The sequence below is a fragment of the Allokutzneria sp. A3M-2-11 16 genome, from assembly GCF_024213555.1.
Lineage (GTDB): Bacteria > Actinomycetota > Actinomycetes > Mycobacteriales > Pseudonocardiaceae > Allokutzneria.
Genome location: NZ_JANAVO010000001.1, coordinates 508,288 through 535,116, shown reverse-complemented (window position 1 = coordinate 535,116; position 26,829 = coordinate 508,288). Strand labels below are relative to the sequence as shown.

General features: G+C 70.0%; 25 protein-coding genes. 11 read left to right on the top strand and 14 right to left on the bottom strand.

Features of this window, described 5'->3' with window-relative positions; genetic code table 11:
- Window positions 1-79: 79 nt before the first annotated feature.
- From NLX83_RS02695 to NLX83_RS02685, 3 genes are read right to left on the bottom strand one after another with little or no spacing between them, the layout of a single operon-like run.
- A complete protein-coding gene (locus tag NLX83_RS02695) occupies window positions 80-1,459 on the bottom strand; it encodes a maltokinase N-terminal cap-like domain-containing protein (RefSeq protein WP_254233268.1) in 1,380 nt (459 codons plus the stop codon).
- Window positions 1,456-3,270 carry a maltose alpha-D-glucosyltransferase gene (treS, locus tag NLX83_RS02690; RefSeq protein ID WP_254233267.1) on the bottom strand — a complete coding sequence of 605 codons (1,815 nt, stop codon included), beginning with the start codon at window positions 3,268-3,270 and terminating at the stop codon, window positions 1,456-1,458. Before treS ends, NLX83_RS02695 begins: the two co-directional genes overlap by 4 nt.
- Window positions 3,271-3,278: 8 nt before the next feature.
- Entirely contained in the window at window positions 3,279-5,249 is a 1,971-nt protein-coding gene (locus tag NLX83_RS02685; protein ID WP_254233266.1) for an alpha-1,4-glucan--maltose-1-phosphate maltosyltransferase, read from the bottom strand.
- A gap of 507 nt (window positions 5,250-5,756) precedes the next feature.
- Here NLX83_RS02685 and glgP point away from each other — a divergent pair.
- Window positions 5,757-8,318, top strand: a complete 2,562-nt coding sequence (gene glgP / locus NLX83_RS02680) for an alpha-glucan family phosphorylase (RefSeq protein WP_254233265.1) — start codon at window positions 5,757-5,759, stop codon at window positions 8,316-8,318.
- A gap of 61 nt (window positions 8,319-8,379) precedes the next feature.
- Here glgP and NLX83_RS02675 read toward each other — a convergent pair whose 3' ends face one another.
- Genes NLX83_RS02675 through NLX83_RS02660 form a run of 4 tightly spaced genes read right to left on the bottom strand, consistent with a single transcriptional unit; the run spans window position 8,380 to window position 10,045 of the window.
- Entirely contained in the window at window positions 8,380-8,781 is a 402-nt protein-coding gene (locus NLX83_RS02675; RefSeq protein ID WP_254233264.1) for a type II toxin-antitoxin system VapC family toxin, read from the bottom strand.
- Window positions 8,778-9,086, bottom strand: a complete 309-nt coding sequence (locus tag NLX83_RS02670) for a type II toxin-antitoxin system Phd/YefM family antitoxin (RefSeq protein ID WP_254233263.1) — start codon at window positions 9,084-9,086, stop codon at window positions 8,778-8,780. The genes NLX83_RS02675 and NLX83_RS02670 overlap by 4 nt, the downstream gene beginning before the upstream one ends.
- A gap of 54 nt (window positions 9,087-9,140) precedes the next feature.
- The gene (locus NLX83_RS02665; protein ID WP_254233262.1) at window positions 9,141-9,533 is read right to left on the bottom strand and encodes a rhodanese-like domain-containing protein; all 393 of its coding nucleotides are present in this window, start codon (window positions 9,531-9,533) and stop codon (window positions 9,141-9,143) included.
- A complete protein-coding gene (locus NLX83_RS02660) occupies window positions 9,530-10,045 on the bottom strand; it encodes a cysteine dioxygenase (protein ID WP_254233261.1) in 516 nt (171 codons plus the stop codon). Before NLX83_RS02660 ends, NLX83_RS02665 begins: the two co-directional genes overlap by 4 nt.
- A 446-nt stretch (window positions 10,046-10,491) precedes the next feature.
- Here NLX83_RS02660 and NLX83_RS02655 point away from each other — a divergent pair, with 446 nt between their 5' ends.
- On the top strand, window positions 10,492-10,746 hold the full coding sequence (locus tag NLX83_RS02655) for a helix-turn-helix domain-containing protein (protein WP_254233260.1): 255 nt from the start codon (window positions 10,492-10,494) through the stop codon (window positions 10,744-10,746).
- A gap of 57 nt (window positions 10,747-10,803) precedes the next feature.
- Here NLX83_RS02655 and NLX83_RS02650 read toward each other — a convergent pair whose 3' ends face one another.
- Both NLX83_RS02650 and glgX read right to left on the bottom strand, forming a co-directional pair.
- Window positions 10,804-11,031, bottom strand: a complete 228-nt coding sequence (locus tag NLX83_RS02650) for a hypothetical protein (RefSeq protein ID WP_254233259.1) — start codon at window positions 11,029-11,031, stop codon at window positions 10,804-10,806.
- 61 nt (window positions 11,032-11,092) lie between these two features.
- Window positions 11,093-13,246, bottom strand: a complete 2,154-nt coding sequence (gene glgX, locus NLX83_RS02645; RefSeq protein ID WP_254233258.1) for a glycogen debranching protein GlgX — start codon at window positions 13,244-13,246, stop codon at window positions 11,093-11,095.
- Window positions 13,247-13,342: 96 nt separating this feature from the next.
- Between glgX and NLX83_RS02640 the strand changes: the two genes are divergently transcribed.
- The 6 genes from NLX83_RS02640 (at window position 13,343) to NLX83_RS02615 (ending at window position 19,891) form a co-directional block, all read left to right on the top strand.
- Entirely contained in the window at window positions 13,343-14,161 is an 819-nt protein-coding gene (locus NLX83_RS02640) for an ABC transporter ATP-binding protein (RefSeq protein ID WP_374118757.1), read from the top strand.
- A gap of 246 nt (window positions 14,162-14,407) precedes the next feature.
- Window positions 14,408-15,187, top strand: a complete 780-nt coding sequence (locus tag NLX83_RS02635) for an enoyl-CoA hydratase/isomerase family protein (protein WP_254233256.1) — start codon at window positions 14,408-14,410, stop codon at window positions 15,185-15,187.
- Complete coding sequence (locus tag NLX83_RS02630; RefSeq protein WP_254233255.1) at window positions 15,177-16,133, top strand: class I SAM-dependent methyltransferase; 957 nt, start codon at window positions 15,177-15,179, stop codon at window positions 16,131-16,133. The genes NLX83_RS02635 and NLX83_RS02630 overlap by 11 nt, the downstream gene beginning before the upstream one ends.
- Window positions 16,133-17,311 (top strand): class I SAM-dependent methyltransferase, encoded by a 1,179-nt coding sequence (locus NLX83_RS02625; protein WP_254233254.1) that lies wholly within the window; start codon window positions 16,133-16,135, stop codon window positions 17,309-17,311. The genes NLX83_RS02630 and NLX83_RS02625 overlap by 1 nt, the downstream gene beginning before the upstream one ends.
- 50 nt (window positions 17,312-17,361) lie before the next feature.
- Complete coding sequence (locus NLX83_RS02620; protein ID WP_254233253.1) at window positions 17,362-18,786, top strand: helix-turn-helix domain-containing protein; 1,425 nt, start codon at window positions 17,362-17,364, stop codon at window positions 18,784-18,786.
- 106 nt (window positions 18,787-18,892) lie between these two features.
- Window positions 18,893-19,891 carry a DUF4331 family protein gene (locus NLX83_RS02615; RefSeq protein WP_254233252.1) on the top strand — a complete coding sequence of 333 codons (999 nt, stop codon included), beginning with the start codon at window positions 18,893-18,895 and terminating at the stop codon, window positions 19,889-19,891.
- 197 nt (window positions 19,892-20,088) lie between these two features.
- On the opposite strand, the gene NLX83_RS02610 is transcribed toward NLX83_RS02615, so the two are convergent.
- Window positions 20,089-21,045, bottom strand: a complete 957-nt coding sequence (locus tag NLX83_RS02610; RefSeq protein WP_254233251.1) for a nucleoside hydrolase — start codon at window positions 21,043-21,045, stop codon at window positions 20,089-20,091.
- 58 nt (window positions 21,046-21,103) lie between these two features.
- Here NLX83_RS02610 and NLX83_RS02605 point away from each other — a divergent pair, with 58 nt between their 5' ends.
- Complete coding sequence (locus NLX83_RS02605) at window positions 21,104-21,853, top strand: acyltransferase (protein ID WP_254233250.1); 750 nt, start codon at window positions 21,104-21,106, stop codon at window positions 21,851-21,853.
- 141 nt (window positions 21,854-21,994) lie between these two features.
- Entirely contained in the window at window positions 21,995-22,429 is a 435-nt protein-coding gene (locus tag NLX83_RS02600; RefSeq protein WP_254233249.1) for an excalibur calcium-binding domain-containing protein, read from the top strand.
- 17 nt (window positions 22,430-22,446) lie between these two features.
- Here NLX83_RS02600 and NLX83_RS02595 read toward each other — a convergent pair whose 3' ends face one another.
- Both NLX83_RS02595 and NLX83_RS02590 read right to left on the bottom strand, forming a co-directional pair.
- On the bottom strand, window positions 22,447-22,932 hold the full coding sequence (locus NLX83_RS02595; protein WP_254233248.1) for a hypothetical protein: 486 nt from the start codon (window positions 22,930-22,932) through the stop codon (window positions 22,447-22,449).
- 60 nt (window positions 22,933-22,992) lie between these two features.
- Window positions 22,993-24,249 carry a glycosyltransferase family 4 protein gene (locus NLX83_RS02590; protein ID WP_254233247.1) on the bottom strand — a complete coding sequence of 419 codons (1,257 nt, stop codon included), beginning with the start codon at window positions 24,247-24,249 and terminating at the stop codon, window positions 22,993-22,995.
- Between the two features lie 125 nt (window positions 24,250-24,374).
- On the opposite strand from NLX83_RS02590, the gene NLX83_RS02585 reads away from it, so the two are divergent.
- Complete coding sequence (locus NLX83_RS02585; RefSeq protein WP_254233246.1) at window positions 24,375-24,566, top strand: hypothetical protein; 192 nt, start codon at window positions 24,375-24,377, stop codon at window positions 24,564-24,566.
- Here the strand turns inward: NLX83_RS02585 and NLX83_RS02580 are convergent.
- Both NLX83_RS02580 and NLX83_RS02575 read right to left on the bottom strand, forming a co-directional pair.
- Complete coding sequence (locus NLX83_RS02580; RefSeq protein WP_254233245.1) at window positions 24,563-26,056, bottom strand: 1,4-alpha-glucan branching protein domain-containing protein; 1,494 nt, start codon at window positions 26,054-26,056, stop codon at window positions 24,563-24,565. The two genes, NLX83_RS02585 and NLX83_RS02580, sit on opposite strands and share 4 nt — an antisense overlap.
- Complete coding sequence (locus NLX83_RS02575; RefSeq protein WP_254233244.1) at window positions 26,053-26,805, bottom strand: class I SAM-dependent methyltransferase; 753 nt, start codon at window positions 26,803-26,805, stop codon at window positions 26,053-26,055. The genes NLX83_RS02580 and NLX83_RS02575 overlap by 4 nt, the downstream gene beginning before the upstream one ends.
- Window positions 26,806-26,829: the final 24 nt, after the last annotated feature.

Sequence of the window (26,829 nt, the reverse complement as noted above, 5' to 3'; positions counted from 1 at the left end):
CATCAGTGCGAACGAGCGGCGTGGTGGGGCCTCCAATTGTTGCCGGGACTTGAGGTAATTCTGAGAGTTGGAGAAACATTCACGAGCCGGTGATGCGCGCGATCGACGACAACGGCACCGCGAGCCATTCCGGCCGGTTCCCGTGTTCGTAGGCCACCTCGTACACGGCCTTGTCCAGCTCCAGCGCCCGGAGCAGCACCGCGTGCTCGCGCGGGTCCTCGGCCTTCTCCGCGTAGCCGTCGCAGAACGCGTCGCGGTTGCGCCGAGCCCACTCCAGCGCGCGCACGGTGAGCTGGTCCTCGGCGCCGGAGCCGCCGGGGTGGCCGACGAGCAGCTGGTGCGCGGCGTAGTCGAACGACCGCAGCATGCCCGCGACGTCCCGCAGCGGTGAGCGCAGCGAAAGCCGTTCCGCCGCGGGCGCCGCGGGCTCACCCTCGAAGTCGATCAGCACCCACCCGAGCACCGTCCGCAGCACCTGGCCCAGGTGAAGATCACCGTGGATGTGTTGCACCGCAATGGGTTCGCTCAGCTCGCGGGCGGCGTCGAACGCCGAGCGCAGCCCGGCCTCGTGCGCGCCGAGCTCCGGCACGGAGGCGAGCACCGCGTCCAGCCGCCGCTGCATCGCGTCCACCGTGCGGTCGAGCAGGTCGCTGCCCTCGGAACCGCTGCCCAGTGCCGCGGCCAGGTCGGCGTGCACCTCGGCGACGGCCTGGCCGAGCCTGCGCGCCTCGCCCGCGAAGTCGCCGCCGACCTCGTCGGGGTGCAGATCGCCCTCGGCCATCAGGTCCCGGACGCTCGCCGTCGCCATCGCCCAGCCGTCCGCGGCGTCGGGCAGGAAGCGTTGCAGCATCCCGAAAGTGACCTCTTCGCCGTTCAGGGAGCCCTGGATCGCGCCGAGCGGTTCCGCGATGTGCTCGCACCGCTGCGTCCGCAGCGCGCGGTGCAGCGTGAGGTCGGGGTTGGTGCCCGTCACCAGCTTGCGGAACAGCTTGAGGATGTAGTGGTGGCCGTAGACCAGTGAGGTGTTGGACTGCTCGGCGCCGACCGGCCTGCTCCTCAGTGCGATCTCCAGCTCCGCCCCGGGCTCGTGCTGGAAGTCCAGCCCGGCATGGGTTTCCCCGCGCGCGATGAGGTCGAGCAGCAGCCCGGTCAGCTCGGTGTCCTGGGTGGCGTCGTAGCAGGCGAGCTGCGCCCGCGTGCCGATCCAGGCGTGCCCGAGGTGCTCCGGCAGGTCCGCCCGCAGGCCCAGCAGCAGCTGGTAGCGGTCGGCGCTGCCGTTCTGGCGCACTTCGATCACCGAGTGCAGGAGCGCGGGATCACCGTCCACAAGGGACACTGCGTGGACCGGGCGCACGGATTCGACCGGGCGGTCCTTGCCCGCGAACCAGCGCTGGGTCGGCAGCCACTCCCGCAGCGCGTCGGCGAGTTCGGTGATCACCTCGGTCGGTGAGGAGGTCACGGAGCCTCTCCCTCGTCAGTGGCGGCGGTCAACTGGAACCAGTAGAAACCGTGGCCCGGCAACGTCAGCAGGTACGGCAGCTCACCGATCGCGGGGAAGCGCACGCCGCCCGTCAGCTCCACCGGCACGCAGCCCTCGAACTCGCCGAGGTGCAGCTCTACCGGTTGTGGGAACCGCGACAGGTTGTTGACGCACACCACGGTGTCGGCGGCGCCGTCCGCGGAGTAGGTGCGGATGTAGGCCAGGATGCTCGGGTTGGACGAGCCCAGTTCGGTGAAGTCACCGAGCCCGAACGCGGGGTGCTGCTTGCGCACCTCGATCATCCGGCGGGTCCAGTGCAGCAGCGAGGAGTTGTTGTTCAGGTGCGCCTCGACGTTGACGGCCTGGTAGCCGTACACCGGGTCGGCGTTGACCGGCAGGTAGATCCGGTTCGGGTCGCAGCTGGAGAAACCCGCGTTGCGGTCGGGGGTCCACTGCATCGGCGTGCGCACGCCGTCCCGGTCACCGAGCCAGATGTTGTCGCCCATGCCGATCTCGTCGCCGTAGTAGAGCACCGGCGAACCCGGCAGCGACAACAACATGGCGTTGAACAGCTCCTGCTGGTTGCGGTCGTTGTCCAGCAGCGGGGCCAGGCGCCTGCGGATGCCGATGTTGGCCTTCATCCGAGGGTCCTTGGCGTACTCCGCGTACATGTAGTCGCGCTCGTCGTCGGTGACCATCTCCAACGTGAGCTCGTCGTGGTTGCGGAGGAAGATGCCCCACTGGCAGCCCGCCGGGATCGCGGGCGTCTGCGCCAGGATCTCCGAGATGGGGAAGCGGTTCTCCCGCCGCACCGCCATGAACAACCGCGGCATCAACGGGAAGTGGAAGGCCATGTGGCACTCGTCGCCGCCGACCTCGGGATCGCCGAAGTAGGCCACCACGTCCGACGGCCACTGGTTGGCCTCGGCCAGCAGCACGCGGCCGGGGAACTCGTCGTCGACGACCTTGCGGCACTTCTTCAGGAACTCGTGCGTGTGCGGCAGGTTCTCGCAGTTGGTGCCCTCCTGCTCGAACAGGTACGGCACCGCGTCCAGCCGGAACCCGTCGATGCCCAGGTCCAGCCAGAACCGGAGCACGTCCAGCATCGCCTCCTGGACCTCGGGGTTCTCGTAGTTGAGGTCCGGCTGGTGGGAGAAGAAGCGGTGCCAGTAGAACTGCCCGCGCACGGGGTCGTAGGTCCAGTTCGACGATTCGGTGTCGACGAAGATGATCCGCGCGTCCGGGTACTTCTGGTCGTCGTCGCCCCACACGTAGAAGTCGCCGTAGGGGCCATCGGGGTCGCTGCGCGAGGCCTGGAACCACGGGTGCGCGTCCGAGGTGTGGTTGAGCACCAGGTCGGTGATCACGCGGATACCGCGCCGGTGCGCCTCGTCCAGCACGTAGACGAAGTCGTCAACGGTGCCGAAGTCCGGCAGCACGGCTCGGAAGTCGCTGATGTCGTACCCGCCGTCGCGCAGCGGCGACGCGTAGAACGGCGGCAGCCACAGGCAGTCCACGCCGAGCCACTGGAGGTAGTCCATCCGCGACGCGAGCCCGCGCAGGTCGCCGGTGCCGTCGCTGCTGGAGTCGGCGAACGCGCGCACCAGCACCTCGTAGAACACCGCGCGCTTGAACCAGTCCGCGTCCTCGGGGGCCTGGCGCGCGTGCCGGAAGTCTTCCGCCTGCGGTTCTATGAGGTGCCCGTCGGAGGTCACGCCCTCGCCCGTGTGCGGTATGCCCTCAAGGCCAAGTGCCGCATCGGGTTTGACTTCTCCAGCAGAGCCGGACATCTGACCCCCTAGCGTCGTTCGACCGCCACGATGTGGGCCACCGCGCGGTGTGGCTCCAGCCTCACGAAATTCGCCTGACCCCAGTCCCATGTCTCCCCGGTGACCTCGTCGCGTCCGGTGAACCGCTCCTGCCAGTCCATACCCAGCAGGGGTAGGTCCAACCACAACGTGCCTTCCTGGCCGTTGTTCGGATCGAGGTTCACCACGACCACGACGATGTCGCCGGTGGCCGGATCGGTTTTCGAGTAGGCGATCAGCGCGTCGTTGTCGACGTGGTGGAAGCGCAGCGTGCGCAGCCTGCTCAGCGCGGGGCGCGCGCGGCGGACCTCGTTGAGCTTGCGCAGCCACGGCTCCAGCGAGCGGCCCTCGCGCAGCGCGGCGTCGAAGTCCCTCGGGCGCAGCTCGTACTTCTCCGAGTCGAGGTACTCCTCGCTGCCCTCGCGCACCGCTTGGTGCTCGAACAGCTCGTAGCCGGAGTACACGCCCCAGCTCGGCGACAACGTCGCGGCGAGCGCGGCGCGCACCGCGAACATGCCGGGCCCGCCGTGCTGCAGCGACGCGTGCAGGATGTCCGGCGTGTTGACGAACAGGTTCGGCGTGCCGTCGTCGGCGTGCGCGACCAGCTCGTTGCCGAACTCGATGATCTCCTGCTTGTAAGTGCGCCACGTGAAGTACGTGTAGTACTGCGTGAAACCGCGCTTGGCCAAGCCGAACATCCGCGCGGGACGGGTGAACGCCTCGGACAGGAACAGCACGTCCGGATGGGTCTCCTTGACCTTCCAGATCAGCCAGTTCCAGAAGTCCGGTGGCTTGGTGTGCGGGTTGTCGACTCGGAAGATCCGCACGCCCGCCTCGGCCCAGTGCAGCACCACGCGCAGCGTCTCCGCGTAGAGCCCTTCGGGGTCCCTGTCGAAGTTCAGCGGGTAGATGTCCTGGTACTTCTTAGGCGGGTTCTCCGCGTAGGCGATCGTGCCGTCGGGCAGCACCGTGAACCACTCCGGGTGCTCGGCGACCCACGGGTGGTCCGGCGCGCACTGGAGCGCGAAGTCCAGCGCGACCTCCATGCCGAGCTCGCCTGCGCGCGCGACGAAGCCCTTGAAGTCCTCCATCGTGCCCAGGTCCGGGTGGATGGCGTCATGACCGCCCTCGGCCGCGCCGATCGCCCACGGCGAGCCGACGTCGGTCGGCCCCGGGGTCAGGGTGTTGTTGCGCCCCTTGCGGTTCTCCCGGCCGATGGGGTGGATCGGCGGCAGGTAGACCACGTCGAAGCTCATCGCGGCGACCCGGTCCAACGCCTTCGACGCGGTGGCGAAGGTGCCGTGCACGGGGTTGCCCTCGGCGTCCACGCCTCCGGTGGAGCGCGGGAAGAGCTCGTACCAGGCGCTGAACCGCGCGCGCTCGCGATCGACCCACACGCGCTGCGGCTTGCCCTTGGTGACCAGTTCGCGCACAGGGTACTGGTGCATGATCCGGCGCACCGGCTCCGACAGCGCGACCGCGATCCTTTCCGCCACGGGGCGGTCGGTGTCGCGAAGTGACTCGGCGGCGATCGTCAGCAGCTCGCGGTCGTGGCGGCGGTCGGGCCTGCGCGAGACGCGGTCCACCAGCCGCGCGCCGGTCTCCAGGTCGTTGGCCAGCTCCGCGGCGCCCTGCCCGGCGGCCACCTTGACCTCGATGGCGTGCAGCCAGGTCGCCCACGGGTCCGACCACGCGTCCACGCGGAAGGTCCACAGGCCGGGGTGGTCCGGGGCGATCGCGGCGGTGTAGTCGTCCAGCCCGCCGCCGAGGTGGGTCATCCGGGTCTGCCGGGCGACCCGGTCTTCCGGTCCGCGCCACGCGACGGTCGCCGCGACCGCGTCGTGACCCTCCCGCCAGACGGTGGCTTGGATCGGGATGTGTTCCCCCACAACGGCTTTCGCCGGATCGCGTCCGCAGGAGATGACTGGGGAGACATCGTCGATACCGAGCCGACCGCTCACCGGCAACGCCCTCTCGCAGTAGTCAGGTCCGATTGTCAGTGCCCTGGCGCAAGTGTGCCTGATTCGATCCAGTCAGCCGACCCCAGGGCGGAGGTGGCCCGAAGTGGGGGTGCCCGGAGATCACCGCGTTCACGCACCATGATGCGGGTTACCTAGACGTAGTCCAATCCGGGCGCGCGCTTCGACCCGAACGGCGGAGTCCGTCCGGCCGACCCCGCCGAAACCTTTCCATCCCGGAAAACCACCACCCCCCGCGCCCCCCCCATCCTCGGCCCGGTGGTCGGCCGGTCTTCAAGTACAGCGAACCCACCTCCCAGCGGTCTTCAACCACCCCCAACCCTCCGGCGGCTCCGGGGTTGGGGGCGGTTGAAGACGGCGGAGGCGGGGGTAGGGGGTACTTGAAGACCGGCGAACCCCGCGAGGAACGAACACCGCGGCTGCAACGTTTTGCAGGCTTCGCTGGGAATCTTGCCAACGGGGGCGGGGGGCGAAGTACAGTTCGGTCGCGTGAGAGCACTGCGCCGGTTCACCGTCCGTGCCAGTCTGCCGGAGCCGTTGGCGGCTCTCGGCCGGTTGGCGACCAACCTCCGCTGGGCGTGGCACCAGCCGACCCAGGACCTCTTCGCCTCGGTGGATCCCCAGGCGTGGGAACGCCTGGACGGCGATCCGCTGCGGCTGCTCGCCGAGGTCGCACCGGACCGACTCCAGCAGCTCGCGGCCGACGAGGGCTTCCTCGTGCGGACCGCGGCCATCGCCGACGACCTCGACCGCTACCTCGACTCCGGCCGCTGGTACCAGCGGCGCCAGGAGGAGACCGAGGGCATGCCGTCCTCGATCGCCTACTTCTCGATGGAGTTCGGCGTCACCGAGGCGCTGCCCAACTACTCCGGTGGCCTCGGCGTGCTCGCGGGCGACCACCTCAAGGCCGCCTCCGACCTGGGCGTCCCGCTGATCGGCGTCGGCCTGCTCTACCGCTCCGGCTACTTCCGCCAGTCGCTGTCGCACGACGGCTGGCAGATCGAGCACTACCCGGTGCTCGACCCGCGCGCCCTGCCGCTGGAGCCGCTGACCGAGCCCTCCGGCGCGCCGATCCTGGTGCACGTGGCCATGCCGGACGACCGGGTGCTGCGCGCCCGCGTGTGGAAGGCGCAGGTCGGCCGGGTTCCGTTGCTGCTGCTGGACTCCGACGTCGAGGAGAACGACGAGGACCTGCGCGGCGTCACCGACCGGCTCTACGGCGGCGACCAGAACCACCGCATCCGCCAGGAGATCCTGGCCGGGATCGGCGGCGTCCGCGCCGTGCGGGTGTTCTGCGAGCTGACCGGCCACGCGCAGCCGGACATCTTCCACACCAACGAGGGCCACGCGGGCTTCCTCGGCCTCGAACGCATCCGCGAGTACGTCGCCTCCGGTGACCTCGACTTCGACCAGGCGCTGTCGACCGTCCGCGCGGGCACCGTGTTCACCACGCACACCCCCGTTCCCGCGGGCATCGACCGCTTCCCGGTGGAGCTGGTGCGGCACTACTTCGGTGCGGGCGGAGACGGCCTGCTGCCCGGTGTCCCGGTCGACCGCGTGATCGCGCTCGGCGCCGAGGAGAACCCGGGCCTGTTCAACATGGCGCACATGGGACTGCGCCTGGGGCAGCGCGCGAACGGCGTCTCGCGGCTGCACGGCCGGGTCAGCCGGGAGATGTTCCGCAGCCTCTGGCAGGACTTCGACGTCACCGAGGTGCCGATCGGCTCGGTCACCAACGGCGTGCACGGCCCGACCTGGGCGGCCACCGAGATGAGCAGGCTGCTCGGCGAGTCCGACCCGGACCTCGTCGACAAGGGCGTCGGCATCCACGGCTTCGAGCCGGTCACCGACGCGGGCCTGTGGGAGCTGCGCGGGGAGCTGCGCGGACGCCTCGTCCAGGAGATCCGCCGCAGGCTGCGCGCGTCCTGGGTGCAGCGCGGCGCCTCCAACCTGGAGCTGGGCTGGACCGACTCGGTCTTCGACCCGGGTGTGCTGACCATCGGCTTCGCCCGGCGGGTGCCGACATACAAGCGGCTCACGCTGATGCTGCGCGATCCGGAGCGGCTGCGCGCGCTGCTGCTGGACCCGGAGCGCCCAGTGCAGCTGGTGGTCGCGGGCAAGTCGCACCCGGCCGACGACGGCGGCAAGGCGCTGATCCAGCAGATCGTCCGGTTCGCCGACGACCCCGAGGTGCGCCACCGCATCGTCTTCCTGCCCGACTACGGCATGTCGATGGCGAAGTACCTGTACTGGGGCTGCGACGTCTGGCTGAACAACCCGCTGCGGCCGTTGGAGGCGTGCGGCACCTCCGGCATGAAGTCGGCGCTCAACGGCGGCCTCAACCTGTCCATCAAGGACGGCTGGTGGGACGAGCTGTTCGACGGCGACAACGGCTGGGCGATCCCGACCGCGGACGGCGTCGTCGACCCGAACCGCCGGGACGACCTGGAGGCGACGGCGCTCTACGAGCTGATCAGCACCCAGGTCGCGCCGATGTTCTACGACCGCGGCGAGGACGGCGTGCCGAGCCGCTGGATGGGCAAGGTCCGGCACACGCTGGCCTCGCTCGGCCCGCAGGTGCAGGCCTCCCGCATGGTCAAGGAGTACGTCGACACGCTCTACGCCCCGGCTGCCCGCTCGGCCACCGCGGTCGGTGAGTACGCCTACAACGGTGCGAAGGAGCTGGCCTCCTACCGCGCACGGCTCGAGGCCGCGTGGTCCGGGGTGCGCGTCACGGAGAACTACTTCTCCATCAACGGCAACAGCGCGGCCCCTCTGCTCGGCTCCAAGGCGACGGTCACCGCGCGCGTGGAGCTCGGCGGACTGGACCGCACGGAGATCGAGGTGCAGGCGGTCGTCGGCCGGGTCGACGACTCCGACGAGCTGCGCGACGTGGTCTCGGTGCCGATGGAGCTGGTGTCGCCGGGCGAGTACAGCGCCGAGGTGGAGCTGCCCTACGCCGGTCCGACCGGCTACACGGTTCGCGTCCTGCCGAAGCACGAGCTTCTCGCGTCCCCGGTCGAGCTGGGCAAGGTCGTTCTCGCGACGTAGAGAATGGCCGGAGAACCGCCGGACCGCACTGGCAGTCCGGCGGTTCTCCGTTTTGCGGGACCTACAGGGGGACCACTTCCAGCAGGCGGTCGAGATCGGCGAAATCGGCCGGGTTGCGGGTGAGCAGCGGGAGCGAGTGCGCGGCGGCGGTGGCGGCGATCTGGAGGTCCAGTCGGCGTGGCCGTGGATTGCGACCCGCCTGCCGGACCAGCTCCGCCAGGGTTCCGTACAGCTTCGCCGCCGGAATGTCGAAGGGGAACACCTCGAACTGGTCCAGCGTGGCGTAGTAGCGCTCGGTGCGGACCAGCCGCTCCACCGGATCAGGCGTGTTGAGCCCGTAGGCGAGCTCGGCGAGGGTCACCGCACTGACGGAGGGCCTGATCTCGGCGAACGCGCCGAGATCAAGCCGTTCCAGGTCAATGACGACCGACGTGTCCAGTAGCGCGCGTCGCGGTGCGCTCACCGAGTCCTCTGGTCCTGTCGCGACCACGGGTCTTCAAGCGGGTCGTCATCGCCGAACACCGCGTCCGCCTCGGCGCGGTCCCGGTACCACTGCTCCGTGTCGATGGGACCCAGTCGCCGGAAGGCTTCCTGGATCGCGCCGAGGGTGGGACGAGGGGCCGGTTCCACCAATTCGGACCGATGCGGAACCAGGTCCGCCACGGGCTTGCCGTTGCGGGTGACCGTGAAGGTCTCCCCGGCCTCGACTCTGCGCATGATCTCCGCGTTCTCGTTGCGGAGCTCCCGCTGTCCGATGGTGTGCGTCATAGCCACCAATGTAGCCCTCTCTGACGAGAAGTGCTACAGAAGTGCTACAGGAGTTCAGGGTATGGCCGGAGAGCCACCGGGTTGCACCGGCAGCCCTGCGGCGCGCCACGCGCGGAAGCCGCCGACCAGGTCGGTCGCGCCGGGCAGGCCGATCCGGTGCAGGTCCCTCGCGGCCAGGCTGGACGCGTAGCCCTCGTTGCACACCACGATCACCCGCGAGTCCGGCCGCACCTCGGGGACGCGGTGGCTGCCAGTGGGATCGAGGCGCCACTCCAGGTGAATGCGCTCGATCGGCAGCGCCCCGGGGATCTCGCCCTCCTCGGCGCGGTTGACGTGCGGGCGGATGTCGACGATCAGCGCGCCGTCCCGCTGCGCCGCCAACGCCTTCTCCGGCTCCAGGCGGTCGAGTTCGGCGCGCGCGTCGTCCAGGAACTCGTCGACAGTCACTGCGGCGCCTCCGTGTAGGCCTCAAGGCTCGGGTACTCGTTGGTCGGCAGCAGTGGCGGTGAGTAGGCGTGCACGCTCGCGGAGTTCGCCGTGCCGATGTTGCGGACCTGGTGCGCGCGACCGGGGCCGAAGCCGACCCCCGTGCCCAGCTTCCGCACGGCGCCGCGGACCGGACCGGTCGGATATCGGTAGTCCTCGCGCAGCTCACCGCGGTACACCGTGAACGAGCCGGACGCGCCGCCGTGGTCGTGCGGCTCGGTGCCCTGACCGGGCATCCAGGTGAGCAGCCACAGCTCGATCTCCTCGGTCAGCGCCAGGCGCGCCCACCAGCGCTGGTCCGGCACGTACTCCAGGAGCCCGGCGAGCTGGTCCTCGAACACCGAGGCCACGTTCTTGGTCAGCCCGAGCAGCTCGCTGGCGGTCCACAGTGGACGGCGGGGGGCGATGAAGTCCCGCAGCAGCGGCTGGTCCAGCGCGGGATGGATCTCCGGCACGGTCAGCGAAACGGTCATGCGTGCGCTCCTGGTTCAGGAAAGTGAAGAGGGAGAACCGGAACGCGGCGCGGCGCGGGAAGGGATCAGCTCAGAGTGCGATACCCGTTCCCGTGAAAGATCCTCGGTGGAACTCCGTGATCACATGCCACGCCGCGTGCTTGTACACGCACAGCTGGTCAACCGGGCCTGGTCGAGCGGCAGGTTGTTCCAGAGCAGCGAGCGGATCACATGGCGATGTTGCCATAGGTCAACCTGGGTGGACCAGCGATTCCGGTATCTGGACAGGAACTCTGATGTGGCCTGTTTTGCGGTCCTGGCAACTTGTCGCGACATCCGGTGAAGATCGGCCCGAAAACCCCGCTTGGCGGGAATCGGCCAAGCGGTTCGCGCTATGACAATCCGAAAGAACTTCGACCCGGGGTTTCGAAGTGCGCCGAAGGGTTCGAAGCGGAAGGAGGTGAAGCGTGCGGCGTTACCGGCTTGGTGAGCTGCGTGAGCGCGTCGGGCTGACGCAGGCGCGGCTCGCCGAGCTGATGCGGGTCAGCCAGTCCCGGATCAGCCAGATGGAACGCGGGAACCTCGACCAGTTGGAGATCGACACCGTCAACCGTTACGTGGCCGCGCTCGGCATGGAGGTCCATCTCGTGGTCCGCCTGGACGGGCACGACGACGAGAGCTTGAGCGACCACCTGCCGCCGTCCTGGGCCGTCATCGCCTGAACGGCAACGGGCGGGCGCGGAACCCGATGGCTCCGGCCCGCCCGCCCCGTGACGTGCTCAGAAGCTCCAGGCGTACAGGTCGTACATGTCGCGGAACGAGTTGTAGAGGCACTCGGCGTCGCCGTCGCTGCCGCGGAACCGCTGCGCGTCCGCCTCGCAGTCGGTCCAGCTGAAGTACGAGCCGATGTACTTCTTGTCGACGGCCGCCTCGGCGGTGCCCGCGGTGAGCAGGAGACCGGCCGCGACGGCCACGGCGGAGAGTCCGCCGACGATCTTGTTGGTCATTCCTCCAAGATTGCCCAAGTCGGGCGCTTGACATGAACCATTTCAGCCGAAAGTGAAGTCCCTATGCCCGGACCTTGAGCACCAGGAAGGTCCGCGCGGGCACCGTCATCGGGCTTCCCGCGCGCAGCGGGGCCCCGTCCTCGGGGACGCCGTCGGCGCGGGTGGTGTCGAGCACCGGCTCGTAGCAGCGGCCGTACTCGTCGACGGGCAGGTTGATCCGCGCGGGCTCGTCCCCGGCGTGCAGGACGAGCAGCCAGGAGTGGTCCTCCAGCGGTTCACCGAGGCGGGAACGGCCGCGGCAGTCCTCGCCGTCGATCCACATCATCAGCGTGCGCCGCGAGTCGTCGAACCAGTCGGTCTCGGTCATCTCCCGCCCGTCGGCGTGCAGCCACACCAGGTCGGGGACACCGCTGGGGGTCTCGCGGCCGTCGAAGAACTCCGCCTGGCGCAGCGCGGGGCACTCGGCGCGCAGCGAGATCGCCCGCCTGGCGAAGGTCAGCATCGCCTCGGCGGCCCCGGTCGGCGCCCAGTCCACCCAGGACGTCTCGTTGTCCTGGCAGTAGGCGTTGTTGTTGCCGCCCTGCGTCCGCCACATCTCGTCGCCCGCGGTGAGCATCGGTGTCCCGGTGGACAGCACGAGCGTCGCGAACACGTTGCGGGCCTGCCGCGCGCGCAGCTCCAGCACGACCGGATCGTCGGTCTCGCCCTCGACGCCGCAGTTCCACGAGCGGTTGTCGTCGGTGCCGTCGCGGCCGTCCTCACCGTTGGCCTCGTTGTGCTTGTGGTTGTAGGACACCAGGTCCCGCAACGTGAAGCCGTCGTGCGCGGTGACGAAGTTGACCGACTGCCACGGACGGCGCCCGCTGAGGTCGTAGAGATCGGATGAGCCGGAGAGCCGGTAGGCCAACTCCGCGACACCGGTCGCCGAGCGCCAGAAATCGCGCACGGTGTCCCGGAAGCGCCCGTTCCACTCCGCCCACTGCACGCCGAAGTCGCCGACCCGGTAGCCCTCGCCGGTCGCGTCCCACGGCTCGGCGATCAGCTTGCGCTGCGACAGCACCGGATCGGTGGTGATCGCGGTGAGCAGCCCGGCGTTGCGGTCGAACCCGCCGCCGCCCGGCCGCCCGAGCACGCTGGCCAGGTCGAACCGGAACCCGTCGACGCCCAGCTCGCTCGCCCAGTACCGCAGCGAGTCGGTGACCAGCCGCACCACCGTCGGCGAGCCCGCGTCCAGGGTGTTGCCGCAGCCGGTCAGGTCGAAGCCGCCACCGTTGGCGGAGTGCAGGTAGTAGGCGGGTGCGTCCAGTCCGCGGAAGCTCAGCGTCGGCCCGCCGAGCCCGCCCTCGCAGGTGTGGTTGAACACGACGTCGAGCAGCACCTCGATGCCCGCGGCGTGCAGCGCGGCGACCATCGTGCGGAACTCCTCGACCTCGCGGCCGGGCTCGCTGGCGTAGGCCGCGTGCGGGGCGAGGAAACCGAGCGAGGAGTAGCCCCAGTAGTTGTGCCTGCCCTGCGCGGTCAGCCCGGGCTCGTCGACGAAGGAGTGCACCGGCAGCAGCTCCACGGCGGTCACGCCCAGCCGCTGGAGGTGCTCGATCACCGCGGGGTGCGCCATGCCGAGGTAGGTGCCGCGCTGGTGCTCCGGCACCTCGGGGTGCAGCTTGGTGAAGCCCTTCACGTGGACCTCGTAGATCACCGTCTCTTCCCACGGCACGTTCGGCGCGGGCCCGGTGTCCGCCCCACCGGGCGCGGTCACCCGCGACAGCGGCACGCTGCCGAGGGAGTCCACCGCGGACGGCGTCCACTCCATGTGATCACCGACATAACCCAGTGCGGCGTCGACGTCGGTCAGCGTGCCGCTGATCCGCCGCGCGTACGGGTCGACCAGCAGCTTCGCCGGATTGCAGCGCAGCCCGCGGGTCGGGTCGTAGGGACCGTGCACGCGGAAGCCGTAGAGCTGGCCATCGGTCACGCCGGGCACCAAACCGTGCCAGACGCCGAAGGTGCGCTCTGTCAGCTCCACGCGTCGTTCGACCAGTCGGACGTCCTCGCCTGTGCTGATGCTCGATCTCGCAAGCGGATCTTCGACCAGGCAGACCTCGACGGCGTCGGCGATGGAGGACGCCACGGCGAACCGGACGCCACCACCCTCGGGGTGGGCCCCGAGCGGGAACGGGCGACCGGCCAGGACGGGGTGCTCGTGCTCGGCTGTCACGGGGAAGATGATCCACGATCCGGAGCTGATCAAGGGCCGGTGGCGGGCCCGGATCGAGGGATCGCAAGAATGGGCCCCGTGACCGAGCGCGCAGCGATGCAGGCCACCGCGGGCGACGGGGTGGACGTGACCGACCTAGTGGTGCGCATGGACGGTGTCGGCGTCCGAAGGGCGCGCACCTCCCTGCTCCGAAAGGTCGATTGGCGCGTCGAGCTGGACGAACGCTGGGTGGTGCTGGGCCCCAATGGGGCGGGCAAGACCACGCTGCTGAAGCTGGCGGGCGCCGACATGCACCCGACCACCGGCCAGGTCAACGTGCTCGGCGAGAAGATCGGCCGCACCGACGTCTTCGAGCTGCGGCCGCGGATCGGTTTCTGCTCGGCCGCGCTCGCCGCGCGCGTCCCCGGCGAGGAGCAGGTGCGCGACCTCGTGGTCAGCGCCGGCTACGCGGTGCTCGGGCGGTGGCGCGAGCAGTACGACTCGATGGACACCGACCGCGCCGACGAGCTGCTCAAGGCCATGGGCATCGCCCACCTCGGCGATCGCACGTTCGGCACGCTGTCCGAGGGCGAGCGCAAGCGCACCCTGATCGCGCGGGCGCTGATGACCGATCCCGAGCTGCTGCTGATGGACGAGCCCGCGGCCGGACTCGACCTTGGCGGGCGCGAGGACCTGGTGATGCGGCTGTCCGCGCTGGCCATGGACCCGGACGCGCCCGCGATGGTGCTGGTGACCCACCACGTGGAGGAGATCCCGCCCGGGTTCACCCACGCGATGCTGCTGCGCGAGGGCGGTGTCGTGGCGCAGGGCCTGCTCACCGACGTGCTCACCGAGCGGAACCTGGCGGAGACCTTCGGCCAGGACCTGGCGTTGCAGCGCTCCGGCGACCGCTACTTCGCCTGGCGCCGCGCCTGATCCTCCGCCCGGTGGTCGGGGCGTCTTCAAGTCCTACCAACCCCGCCTCAGAACATCTTCAACCGCAGCAGACCCGGCGCGCGCGTCGAGGTTCGCTGCGGTTTGCGACCGCTGCGGCGGGGGTTCGGGGTACTTGAAGACCGCCGAACCGGTGTGGGGACCCGGAGGCGCGACGTGCGTCCTACCGCGCGGTAGCCTGCCGCTGACGGCCCGGGATCGGGTATTGCGAGCGAGGAGGTTCTCGGCGTGGGCGAGTTCGTCAGGCTTGAGGTCGACGGCGCGATCGGCACCATCCGGCTGGACCGTCCGCCGATGAACGCTTTGAACCAGCAGCTGCACCTGGAGATCAGGGCCGCGGCCCAGGAGGCGGCCGAGCGCGCCGACATCCGCGCGGTGATCGTCTACGGCGGTGAGAAGGTCTTCGCCGCGGGCGCGGACATCAAGGAGATGGCCGACCTCACCTACGGCGAGATGCTGGACTGGGGCGGCAGCCTGTCCACCTCGCTGAGCGCGGTCGCGGCCATCCCGAAGCCGACCGTCGCGGCGATCACCGGCTACGCCCTCGGCGGCGGCTACGAGCTGGCGCTGACCTGCGACCGCCGCATCGGCGGCGACAACGCCAAGGTCGGCCAGCCGGAGACGCTGCTCGGCGTGATCCCCGGCGCGGGCGGCACGCAGCGGCTGGCCCGGCTGATCGGCCCGGCCAAGGCCAAGGACGTGATCTACACCGGCCGCTTCGTGAAGGCGGACGAGGCGCTGCGCATCGGCATGCTGGACGAGGTCGTCGCCCCGGACGACGTGTACCTGGCCGCGCGCCGCTGGGCCGAGCAGTTCGCCAACGGTCCCGCCCGCGCGCTCGCGGCGGCCAAGGCGGCGGTGGACATCGGCCTCGACGGCGACCTGAACTCCGGTCTGCGGCTGGAGACCCAGCTCTTCGCGGCGCTGTTCGCCACCGAGGACCAGAAGTCCGGCATGCGCTCGTTCATCGAGAACGGCCCTGGGAAGGCGACTTTCAGTGGCAAGTGATCCCAAGCCGAACCCGCACGCGTCTGCGGAGGAGGTGGAGGCGGCCTGGAAGGACCCGAAGCTGGCCAATGTCCTCTACCACGACTGGGAAGCGGGCACCTACGACGAGAAGTGGTCGATCTCCTACGACGAGCGCTGCATCTCGTACGCGACCGGCCGCTTCCGCGCGGTCGCGGGTGAACAGGACTGGCCCTACGAGCACGCGCTCGAACTCGGCTGCGGCACGGGGTTCTTCCTGCTGAACCTGATGCAGGGCGGCGTGATCAAGCGCGGTTCGGTCACCGACCTCTCGCCGGGCATGGTCGAGGTCGCGGTGCGCAACGCCGAAGCGCTCGGGCTCGACGTGGACGGCCGGGTCGCGGACGCGGAGACGCTGCCCTACGACGACGACAGCTTCGACCTCGTCATCGGGCACGCGGTGCTGCACCACATCCCGGACATCCCCGCGGCGATGAAGGAGATCCTGCGGGTGCTCAAGCCCGGCGGGCGCTTCGTGTTCGCGGGCGAGCCGACCAAGGTCGGTGACTTCTACGCGCGCAAGCTCGGTCAGCTCACGTGGTGGGCCACCACGAACCTGACGAAGCTGGCGCCGCTCAACGGCTGGCGCAGGCCGCAGGAGGAGCTGGACGAGTCCTCCCGCGCCGCCGCCCTGGAAGCCGTGGTGGACCTGCACACCTTCGACCCGGACGAGCTGGAGCGCACCGCGCGGGCGGCCGGGGCGACGGACGTGCGCGCGGTGACCGAGGAGCTGGCCGCGGCGTTGTTCGGCTGGCCGGTGCGGACGTTCGAGGCCGCGGTCCCGCGCGAGAAGCTGGGCTTCGGCTGGGCGATGTTCGCCTACCGCACGTGGCAGCGGCTGACCTGGCTGGACGAGAACCTGCTGGCGAAGGTCGTGCCCCGCAACGTTTTCTACAACGTCCTCATCACGGGCAGCAAGCCGGTCTAGTGGGCTACGGGTTCACGGTCGAGGACGTGGGGTTTCTCCGGTCCTCGGCGGGGGAAGAGGCGTTGCGGGCGGCGGCGGAACTGCCGCTCACGCCCGCGTCGCGACTCGGTGACGTGGCATCGGTGCGGCGGATCGCGGGGGAGCGGTTCGCCGCCGCCGTACTGGAGACCGCCGTGCTCCGGCGGCGCGCTCAGTCCAAATTGGACGGTGCGGGATCGTGGCTGCTGACCGAGGACGCCGCGCAGCAGGCCACGGCGTCTGTGGTGGCCCGGCACCGTGCGGGACGCCTTGAAGGGCGCGACGTCCACGACGTGACGTGTTCGATCGGCGCGGATCTCATCGAGGTCGCCGCGGTCGCCGACCGCTGCATCGGCTCCGATGTGGACGATGTGCGGATCTCGATGGCCAAGCACAACTGCGAGGTTGCCGGTGCGTCCGCTGGGTTGTTGCGCGCGGACGCGCTGCGCCCGGTGAGCCGGGGCACCGTCGTGCTCGCCGACCCCGCGCGCCGCGACGGGACCGGTAGGCGGAAGTGGCGGCCGGAGGACTTGATCCCGCCGCTCGGCGATCTCATGGCGACCTATCGCGGCCGGGACATGGCGGTGAAGTGCGCGCCAGGACTGGATTTCGCGGCCGTTCCGTGGGCGGGCGAGGTCGAGGTCGTCTCGCTGGCCGGTCAGGTGCGCGAGGCGTGCGTGTGGGTCGGTGCGCCCGCGACGTTCGGGGTGGCTCGACGGGCCACGGTGCTCGGCCCGGAAGGTCCACTGTGGACGATCACCGACGCGGAGTCCGACGCGTGCCCGGTGCGCGAGGTCGGTGAGTGGATCATCGATCCGGACGGCGCGGTAGTGCGGGCCGGGCTCGTCCGGCACTACGGCGCCAGGCACGGGCTCGGGCAGCTCGACCCGCGAATCGCCTATCTCACCGGGGACGCGCCGCCTCGCGGAGTTCGCGCGTTCCGGGTGCTGGAGCACGGGAAGTACAACGAGAAGACGCTGCGCGCGCTGTTGCGCGAACGCGGCGTCGGGCGGTTGGAGATCCTGGTGCGGGGCTTGGACATCGACCCGGACGCGCTGCGCAGACGGTTGAAGATCAGCGGGCCCGAGGAGGCGTCCGTCGTGCTCACCCGCGTCGGCGACACGCCAACCGCGTACCTGTGCCGCGCGGAGCGGGTGTGAGCTGCTCACACTCCCTGCCGTAGCACGGGAACCCCTGGCAGAGTGGGGCCATGCCGACGCAGAACCAGCTGCGAGCCATGCAGCGGGAGGTGAGCAGGCAGGACGGCCTGCGCCACCTGCTGCAATGGTTGGCGCACGACCTGGACGCTTCCGTCGCGCTGCTCGACGCCGCCGGTGCGACGGTGCACGCGTTCCCCGCGACGCCGCTGCCGCGGGAAGCCTCGGACGCGATAGCGCGCGTCACCGCGGGGCGGAGCCATTCGGCGACGGCGGAGACGCCCGACCACGTGGTGCGCGTGCTGCTGATCGACGACCGGCCCGGCCCGGTTCTGGTGCTGGCGCAGGCGAAACGGGACGGTGCCGGTGCGTCGGGCTCGCTGATCGCCGACGCGGCGCGGTTGCTGCAGCTGCGCTGGCGGTTGGATCGGGCCGAGGAACGCCTGCGCGAGGTCGAGCTGGCGGAAACCCTTGCCAGAGAAGCAGTTCTGCACTTGCTGATGGTCGGCGACCTCGGTGCCGCGCGGCGGGTCGCCGGGGCGCTCCGGCCAGATCTGACCGATCTTCTGCGGGTGTACGTCATCGAGTGCGCGCTCAACGCGCGGGACGAGGTCGCCGTCCGCTGCAACGAGGCGTGCCTCGGCCGCGCGTGGATCATCCACTGCCCCGTCTACACGCGGCACCTCATCATCCTCGCTCCCGTCGACGATCCAGACGCACAGCACGATCCGATCGAACTGGCGCTACGTGCGGCGGTGCGCAGTGACATCCGCACGGGCGCCAGCGATGTCGTCGAGCTGCGCCGAACCGGGACCGGTTACGAACAGGCTTTCCACGCGCTCGCTGTGGCCAGGCACGGACCAGAGCCCTTCGTGACGTTCAGCGGGCGCACGGAACTGGCCGCGCTGCTCGACCCCGCGGGCCGCGCCTGGGCGAGCCAGGTGCTGCGTCCACTAGTCGACTTCGTGCCGGAGCGTCCCCAGGACCCCGACAGCCACGAGCTGCTGACCACGCTGCGCTCGTGGCTGGACTTCCACGGCGGGGCGGCTCGTCAGCTGAAGCTCCACCGCAACACGTTGGCCGCCCGCGTCCGGCACGCGGGCGCGGTGCTCGGCCTCGACCTGGACCGGCTCAGCACGCGGGCCGAGCTGCACCTGGCGCTGCGCCTGCTCACGCCGGGACCTCGCCGCCGCGCAACCGACTTGGCCGAAGTCCTTGGTACTGCGGCAGTGCAGCGTTGGGCGTCGACCCTGCTGGCGCCGTTGCTGGAGTCGGATTCCCTGCTCGACACAGTGCGCGCGTGGCTGGCCGCCGATGCCCGCCTGGAGGGCGCCGCGGCCGCGCTCGGCGTTTCGGTGACCGGAACACGGAAGCGGCTCATCCGGGTCGAGCAGCTGCTCGGACGATCATTGCTGTCCGGGCCGTCCGCGCGCTACGACCTGGTCCTGGCGCTGCGCGTGCACGACGCGGCGAGCTGACACAGCAAACCTGCACCTCGCCGCGCGCACGCTGTGCAAATCGAACCTGTCGGCGGCGCATCGGCGCTCCTACCGTCTGCGGCACGCCGCTTGACGAGGAGCCACCATGTCGCACCACTTCGATTCGCCGCTCGCCCGCCAGGACCCGCGGCTGGACATCAGCGATGTGTACCTGTTCCGGGGCGCGACGGGCACCGTGTTCGTGATGAACGTGAACCCGCTCTCCGGTGAGAACGGGTTCCACCCCGACGGGCTCTACGAGTTCAAGGTGGACATCGACGGGGACGCGGTGGAGGACACCACGTTCCGCGTCACCTTCGGCGAGCGGGACGCGGACGGCGGGCAGACGCTGGTGCTGCGCAGGCTCGACGGCGAGGCCGCGCGGGATCGTGATGCCGAGGGGTCGGTCCTGGCGGAGGGCGCCACCGAGCAGGACATCGAGGCGGGACACGGCATCCGCCTGTGGGCCGGGGCCGCCGCCGATCCGTTCTACGTCAACGGAGCCGTTGTCGGCGCGGTCAAGCAGGCCGTCCAGACCGGCGCCCCGGTCAAGCTGCCCGACCCGCCCGCCATGAACCTCTTCACCGGGACCAATGTGTGCGCGATCGTGCTGGAGGTCCCCGACGAGGTCCTCGCCGTGCGCGACATCGCGTTCTGGGGTGTCACCGCGCTGCCGACCGACGCGGGAGGCTGGCAGCAGATCAACCGCTGCGCCCAGCCCCTGATCAACACGATCTTCAACCCGGACGACGAGGAGCGCTCCAGCGACTACAACCGCGTCCAGCCCAGCCAGGACCGCGAGGTGCACGGCCCGATCGTGTGCGAGCTGGTGGCCCGCGCGGTCGCCGCCTCCGGCGCCGCCGAGGACCCGGAGTGGTACGCCGAGCAGGTCCGGGACGCGATCTTCCCGGACGTCCTCCGCTACCGCGTCGGCACTCCGGCGACCTACGGCTTCGCCACCCGCAACGGCCGCGGCCTGACCGAATGCGGTCCCGAGGTGATGTTCGCCATCGTCCTCAACCGCGCCGTCCCCCTCGGCCTCTCCGCAACCTCCGCCACCGGCACCCTCCGCCCCGCTTTCCCCTACCTCTCCCTCCCTCTCTAACACCGCCCTCGTGTTCCCGTTTCGTACTCATAGCAGGAAAAAGAGCGCTCCCAAATCCGGCTAAGAGTACGAAACGGGGTACGGGGGAGGGGTATGTGGGTTTGGGTCGCGGTCTCACCTCCCGCCGCGGTTCCGGTGCCGGGTACACGGGTCGCGCTGTTGCTGCCGCTTGAGCGCGGTCCGTGTGCCCGGCGTTTTCAGGGGCGGCCGAGGAGGCGGGTGAGGACGGCGGCCCGCACGGTGTCCAGGTCGGCGTCGAGCGCCACGTCGATGTGGCGGCCGGGGGCGTTGAGCCTGCGGTCGGCGATGGTCGCGCCGCGCGCCGGGCCGAGGTCGCACAGCACGTCCACGGGCATCGGCGTGGTGCGCAGCGTGCCCGGCACCACCGCTTCGAGCACGGCCAGGGCGTCGTGCAGCGCCACCTTGTCCTCGCCGTAGAACTCCAGGTAGCGGTTGCGGTAGTGCTCGACCACCTTGGCCAGCGTCGAGGCGGCCACACCGCCCGCGGCGAGCTCGGCCAGCCACGGGCCGTCGACCGCGCAGCGCAGCGTGAGGTCCAGCGGGACGAGGGTGACCGGCACGTCCTCCTCGGCCAGCACCCGGCGGGCGGCCTCGGGGTCGCTCCAGATGTTGAACTCCGAGGTGGCCGTCGTGTTGCCGCCCGCGAGCGCGCCGCCCATCACGACCACCCGGCCGATCTTGGGCTTGAGCTCCGGGAAGGACGCCAGCAGCAGCGCGACGTTGGTCAGCGGCCCGATCGCGGCGATCGTCACCGGCCGCTCCGACCCGCGCAGCACCGCGGCCAGCTGCTCCACCGCGCCGATCGGCTCCGCCGCCCGCACCGCCTCCGGCAGCAGACCCGACTGCCCGCCGAGCCCGTCGCCGCCGTGCCACTCCTCCGCGCGGTGCAGCATCGGGTGCACCAGCGGCCGGTCCGCCCCGGCCGCGACCGGGACGTCCTCGCGGCCGACCAGCCGCAGCACCCGGAGCGCGTTGGCGGTGGTGACCTCGGGCCCCACGTTGCCGAACACCGTGGTGACCGCGAGCAGGTCCACCTCCGGGCTGTTCGCGGCGAGCAGCAGGGCCACGGCGTCGTCGATCCCCGGATCGGTGTCGATGACGAGCGGGGTCCGGGCGGCAGCTGTAGGGCTCATGCCGCATATCCTGCCTGCTGACAGCGCGGTGGAACGAACCGATTGCGGGGACCGGCGGATGACCAGCATGTGGGGCGCACCGTTGCGGGCCAGGTGGAGCCTGGGGCGACGGCGGGACCCCCAGCAGGCCAGGTTCCTCACCCTCGCCTCGCTGCGCTGGGTCGTCCGCAACCGGGCGTGGACGCCCTGGTACCTGGTCCGCTACTGGCGGCTGCTGCGCTTCCGGCTGGCCAACCCGCACATCGTCCTGCGCGGCATGGTCTTCCTCGGCCGCGACGTGGAGATCCACTGCAAGCCCGGCTACGGCCGGATGGAGATCGGCCGCTGGGTGCACATCGGCGACGGCAACGCCATCCGCTGCCACGAGGGCTCGCTGCGCATCGGTGACAAGGCCGTCTTCGGCAGGCAGAACACCGTCAACTGCTACCTCGACATCGAGCTGGGCGCGGCCGCGCTGGTCGCCGACTGGGTCTACATCTGCGACTTCGACCATGTCACCGCGGACATCACCCGGCCCATCAAGGACCAGGGGATCGTGAAGTCCCCGGTGCGCATCGGCCCGGACACCTGGCTGGGCACCAAGGTCACGGTGCTGCGCGGCACCCGCGTCGGCCGGGGCTGCGTGCTCGGCGCGCACGCGGTGGTGCGCGGCGACATCCCCGACTACGCCATCGCGGTCGGCGCGCCGGCCCGGGTGGTGCGCAACCGCGTCGCCGACTACGAGGCCGACGCCGAGCGCCGGGCCGCGGTCGCCGATATGGCCCGCAAGGCCGACGAAGCCGTGCAAAAGGCTCTAGACAACTCCTGACCTGGGTTTCCCTGTGGTCACGCGCGCGTTGCGGACAGGTGTGAGCCCTCCCTCATCGCTCCACATCGGACATACCGTCACCTCCTTCCGTCATCGGCCGATGGCGGTGCCACGGTCGGGGACGAGTGGCCGGAGCACGTCATGCGCACTTCCGAACCCGGTGCCATACGCACCACCTTCCTGTTGCTTCCGCTCGCGTTGATCATCGGCGCCTGCGGTGCCCCGCCGAGCGGCCCGGCCACGACAGCCACCGTGACAGCGACCACGACGTCCACCACGGCATCGATCACGACGGTCCCGGAGACCACCACCCCAGCCACGACAACCACAACGGTCTTCGTCACGACGACGGAACCGCCCGTCCCACCGGCTCCTCCGGTCCCGCCCGCACCCAAGCCGACGCCGCCCAGGGTGGTCACCACCAAGCCGAAGCCCGTCCCCCCGCCGCGCACCGATCCGCGGTTCGGCACGTGCAAGGAAGCGAAGTCCAAGGGGTTCGGGCCGTACTACAAGGGCGTCGACGTCGAGTACGGCTGGTACCGGGACGCCGACTCGGACGGCATCGTCTGCGAGTAAAGGACCGAGTAAGAGGGCTACGTTCCGACATCACCGTCCACAGAGGACAGACGGCGGCCCGGGACGTCCGGGTCGCAGCCGACCTTCACGAGACGGGCGCGGATCGAGGAGCGGGAACGGCCGAAGCGCTCGGACAGCTCGCCGATCACCGCCGTGCCCGAGGTCGGGTCCACGCCCTCGGCCAGCCAGCGATCCCGGAGCTGCCCGTCCAGGTCGGGGCTCCACGGAGCGTTGGCGTTCGCGGCGGTCCGCGCACCCCGTTTTCGGTTCCGGCGCGGATCGTGCAGGCGGGACAGCGCCTCCATCACCTCGGACAGCAGCTGCCCGCAGGGGGCGAGCCCGTCCGCGGGCAGCACCAGCTCGCCCGCGGCGATGGAGTCCCCGTCGGAGTCGGTTCCGGTCAGTTCGATCGCGACGTGCTCGGCCTCGCCGATCCGGGCGCGGACCGCGAAGGTGCAGTCCCCGGCCTGCACGTCGCCTTGGTAATCAAGAGAAATAGCCATGCCCGCGACGGTAAACACATCCGAGGACCACTCCGCCCGAACCGAAGCGACCGGCAACCCTCACTGTCGCCCGAAAGCATTACCTGAAGCGATTTTCGGCCGACCCAGCACCTTCTCCGACCCCCTGCGCGCGGCCGCGTACACCTCCGCGGTCCCAGAAGCGATCTTCGCCCAGTCGAAATCGCTGCTCAGCCGGGCCTTTGCGGCCTTGGCCCGCCGCCGAGCGGCAGCCGGATCATCGAGAACGGCACGCACTCCAGCGGCCAGAACGTCGACATCGCCGGGCGGGAAGGACAATCCGGTCACACCATCGAGTACAACCTCACCCAAACCCCCCGCGGTCGAAGCCACGAGCGGAGCCCCGGCGGCGGCGGCCTCCAGGGCGACGATGCCGAAGGGCTCGTAGCGGCTGGGCAGCACGACGGCGTCGGCGGCGGCCAGGGACGCGGCGAGGTCCCGGTCGGAGAGGTGGCCGACGAACTCCACCGAGCGCAGCACGCGGTGCTTGCGCGCCTGCTCGACCAGCCAGTCCGATCCGGTGCCCTTGCCCGCGATGACGGCGCGCGTCCCCGGGTGACTGCGCCGAATCCTGGGCAGCGCGGCGAGCAGGTCGTGCACGCCCTTCTCCCACTCCAGCCGCCCGAAGAACAGCAGGAACGGGGCGCCGTCCGGGGCGAAGCGCCGCTTCGCCGCCTCGATGTCGGCGGGCCGGACGCGCCACCGCCGCGGCTCGATCCCGTTGTGCAGCACGGTGACCGCTTCCGGATCGATCTCGAACAGGGTGGCGGCCTCGTCGCGCATCGCGGCCGAGCAGGTGATCAACGAGTCCGCGCTGTTGGCCAGCCACCACTCCACGGAATGGATCTGCTGGTTCAGCGGCTGGGAGAGCCAGCCGTTGTAGCGGCCCGCCTCGGTGGCGTGCACCGTCGCGATCAGTGGGGCGTCGGCGATTTCGGCCAACGTCACCGCCGCGTGCGTGACGAGCCAGTCGTGCGCGTGCACGACGTCCGGCCGCCACTCGGCGAGCAGTCGCAGTCCGGCCCTGGTCATGGCGTGCCCGATGCCCAGGGTCCACGCGACCAGGTCCTGTTCGAAGCTCAGGTGCGGCGGGTCCTCGGCCACCCGGACCAGGCGCACACCGTCCGCGACCTGGTCGGACGTGGGGTGGGTCTCCGCGTCGGTGCCGAAGGGCTGGCGGCACAGCACGACCACCTCGTGGCCCTGTCCGGCGAGCTGCCTGGCCAGCGCGTGGACGTGTCTGCCCAGTCCGCCGACCACAACGGGCGGGTACTCCCAGGACAACATCAGTACGCGCATGTTCAGACATCCTGACAGGTAGGCGCGGCGCTCCCGTGCGGTCGCGCATGCGGAACTCGAATGTGCGGCAGCCCCGGAGAGCCAGGTAATGTCGGCGTTTCGCCAGTACTTGGGAGGCCGCCGCCATGTGGTTCTACGCTCTGCTCGGCGTTGTCGTCGTCGGTTTGCTCATCGCCGCGTTTCTCGACCGCAAGGCCAAGAAGGTCCGTGGCGAGTTGAAGCCCAGCACGCTCGACCCTGAAGGCCACGTGTCGAGGATTGAGCCTGGCTACATGCGTCCGGAAGTGCCTCTCGTCGTGCCGCACTCGGACTCCTAGAGCGCTCTGGCGTCGAGATGGCCGAAAAGGCCGTCCTGTCGCCGTAGGCGCGCGGTCCATTCTTCGGCCTTCACCGCGTCTCCGTAGCCGATCAGCCGCGCCAGTTCGTCGAAGCGCTCGGTGTGCACGTGCGCCCGGTGCCGCGCGTAGTCGGCTGCGGAGTCCTTGGTGACCATGAATGCCCAGTCGCTCGACAATGCGAGCAACGCTTCGCGCACGAGCTGGTCTTGAGCGGAACTACGAGCGGTCCCGGGCGCAACGGTCGCGAGAAGCTTCTTCTGGAGTTCAGCGCCCGAGGACACCAGATCGGCCACCTTCTCGCCGTCCCAGACCCGCCAGTCCTTTCCGGAACCCCATGAAGACGCGGGCAGATCGACTGATCCGCTGACGAGTCCCGCTTCCGTGGCACCGCGAAGAGTCGTCACGTGCACACCGGCTTCAGGTAGTCCTCGCAGCACCGCTTCGAGCCACGCGGGCCCCTCGTGCCACCAGTGGCCGTAAAGCTCTGTGTCATAGGCGGCAACAACATGCGCTGGCCTGCCGTGCTGTTCGCGTAGTGACTTCAAGCGCCGCACTACGACATCAATGAAGTCCTCAGCGTGCTTCTGGATCGCTTGTGCCGCCAGAGCGGGGTCGTACGGCTTTTTGTCTTCTGGAGCCACCTGCTTGCCAGTCACGCGCGACGGCTTCAAGCCAGAAGGATGGTCGTAGGTGTGGAAGTCCCTATAGACCGCATCGCCGGGATATCCGGCCTTCGGTGACCACACGCGGTAGGTGACTTCAAGGTCGCGCCCGAAGCACACAACGTCGGAAGAGCCCACTGTGCGACCGAAAGCGGTGTCACCGTGCAGAGCCGGACCATCGACCAGGAAGCGCTTGACACCAGCCGCGGCGTAACCGTCTTCCATGCCGGGCGCATAACCGCACTCAGGAGCCCAGATGCCTTCGGGCGTATGGCCCAAACGGATTTGCGTGTCCGTCAAACCAGTCCGCAATGCGAATGCTCGGATGCGCGGGTCGAGCAGCGGCTGGAACGGATGTGTTGCGGGGCCGCCGATCAGCTCGATCACGCCGTTGTCGACGAGCGGTCGTAGGACGGGGGAAAAGCCGTGCCGCCACCGCGACTCGAACTCCTCGATGGCCCTGCCTGCGCTCTGGTGCTCATCGGCCGCGAGCGAACGCAGTAGTGGGTCGGCCGTGCGCCACTGGTCCGCGGCCAGCTGTGCGCGCAGTTGCCAGTTGCCGAGCCAGAGGTGGAACTCGCGCAGGCAGTACGGATCGTCCAGCTGCGCGGCCAAAACGGGTGTCACGCCGAGCGTGAGGACATCGCTGCGGCCTTCTTCGCCGAAACGCCGCAGCATGTCCATGATCGGTAAGTACGAATGCGCCCACGCCTGGTGCAGCCATTCCTCGCCGACCGGCCAGGAACCGTGGTGCGCCAGCCACGGCAGGTGGCTGTGCAGGACGAGGCTGAACGATCCGAGCTTCATGGCCGCACCGCCACGGCGACGAGGTCGAGGCTCGCGTCGAGGTCTTCGGCGCTCAGCACGAAGTCCGACGCGGTGATGGAACCGATGTCGCGCAACAGGTCAGGTGGCCACACGCCGTCGCCGAGCACCACCCGCACCTGTGCGTCGATGATCGAGCCCTGGTAGGCCGCTTCCACCGAACGCAGGCGCGGACCGTGGTGCAGTCCGAGCAGCTGTTCTGTGACGAACCCCGCGACCGTGAGCAGTGAGTCCAATTCGGACGGTGCGAGCTCCCTGGTGTGAAAGGGATTCAGTGGTGTGTCGCGTCCTGGGGAGAACGTGATGCGGTTCGGCGTGCTGATCAGCAGTCGGCCGCCGGGGCGGAGCACGCGCAGGCACTCGCGCAGGAAGCCGGGCTGGTCCCACAGGTGCTCGATGACCTGGAAGTTGACCACTACGTCCACTGTGGACGACCCGAGCGGAAGGCGGGCCAGGTTGCCGCGCAGCACGTCGACCTCGGGATACGCCTTGGCCACGTGTGCGGAGGTGAGCTCGTCGTAGTCCAGCGCGATGACGCGGTCGGCCACATCGGCGATGACCTTCGCGCCGTAGCCCTCGCCGCAGCCCGCCTCCAGCACGCGCGCGCCCGCGCAATGCTCCAGCAGGGCGAGATACGCGATCTCGTGCCGCCTGAACCAGTAGTTCTCCTCCGGCACGCCCGGAACGGTGCGTTCGCCGGTCAGCGGCAGGGGCTCAAGCTCACGCGTCACGCACGCACCCTACCGGTCAGTAGC

Excerpts from the sequence above, each read along its gene's own strand:
- NLX83_RS02605 (WP_254233250.1), top strand. The coding sequence starts at position 21,104 with ATGACCAGCATGTGGGGCGCACCGTTGCGGGCCAGGTGGAGCCTGGGG.
- NLX83_RS02580 (WP_254233245.1), bottom strand. The coding sequence starts at position 26,056 with ATGAAGCTCGGATCGTTCAGCCTCGTCCTGCACAGCCACCTGCCGTGG.
- NLX83_RS02660 (WP_254233261.1), bottom strand. The coding sequence starts at position 10,045 with ATGACCGTTTCGCTGACCGTGCCGGAGATCCATCCCGCGCTGGACCAG.
- NLX83_RS02610 (WP_254233251.1), bottom strand. The coding sequence starts at position 21,045 with ATGAGCCCTACAGCTGCCGCCCGGACCCCGCTCGTCATCGACACCGAT.
- NLX83_RS02590 (WP_254233247.1), bottom strand. The coding sequence starts at position 24,249 with ATGCGCGTACTGATGTTGTCCTGGGAGTACCCGCCCGTTGTGGTCGGC.
- NLX83_RS02670 (WP_254233263.1), bottom strand. The coding sequence starts at position 9,086 with ATGACGCACACCATCGGACAGCGGGAGCTCCGCAACGAGAACGCGGAG.
- NLX83_RS02595 (WP_254233248.1), bottom strand. The coding sequence starts at position 22,932 with ATGGCTATTTCTCTTGATTACCAAGGCGACGTGCAGGCCGGGGACTGC.
- NLX83_RS02620 (WP_254233253.1), top strand. The coding sequence starts at position 17,362 with ATGCCGACGCAGAACCAGCTGCGAGCCATGCAGCGGGAGGTGAGCAGG.
- NLX83_RS02650 (WP_254233259.1), bottom strand. The coding sequence starts at position 11,031 with ATGACCAACAAGATCGTCGGCGGACTCTCCGCCGTGGCCGTCGCGGCC.
- NLX83_RS02640 (WP_374118757.1), top strand. The coding sequence starts at position 13,343 with ATGCAGGCCACCGCGGGCGACGGGGTGGACGTGACCGACCTAGTGGTG.
- NLX83_RS02600 (WP_254233249.1), top strand. The coding sequence starts at position 21,995 with ATGCGCACTTCCGAACCCGGTGCCATACGCACCACCTTCCTGTTGCTT.
- NLX83_RS02585 (WP_254233246.1), top strand. The coding sequence starts at position 24,375 with ATGTGGTTCTACGCTCTGCTCGGCGTTGTCGTCGTCGGTTTGCTCATC.
- NLX83_RS02615 (WP_254233252.1), top strand. The coding sequence starts at position 18,893 with ATGTCGCACCACTTCGATTCGCCGCTCGCCCGCCAGGACCCGCGGCTG.
- treS (WP_254233267.1), bottom strand. The coding sequence starts at position 3,270 with ATGTCCGGCTCTGCTGGAGAAGTCAAACCCGATGCGGCACTTGGCCTT.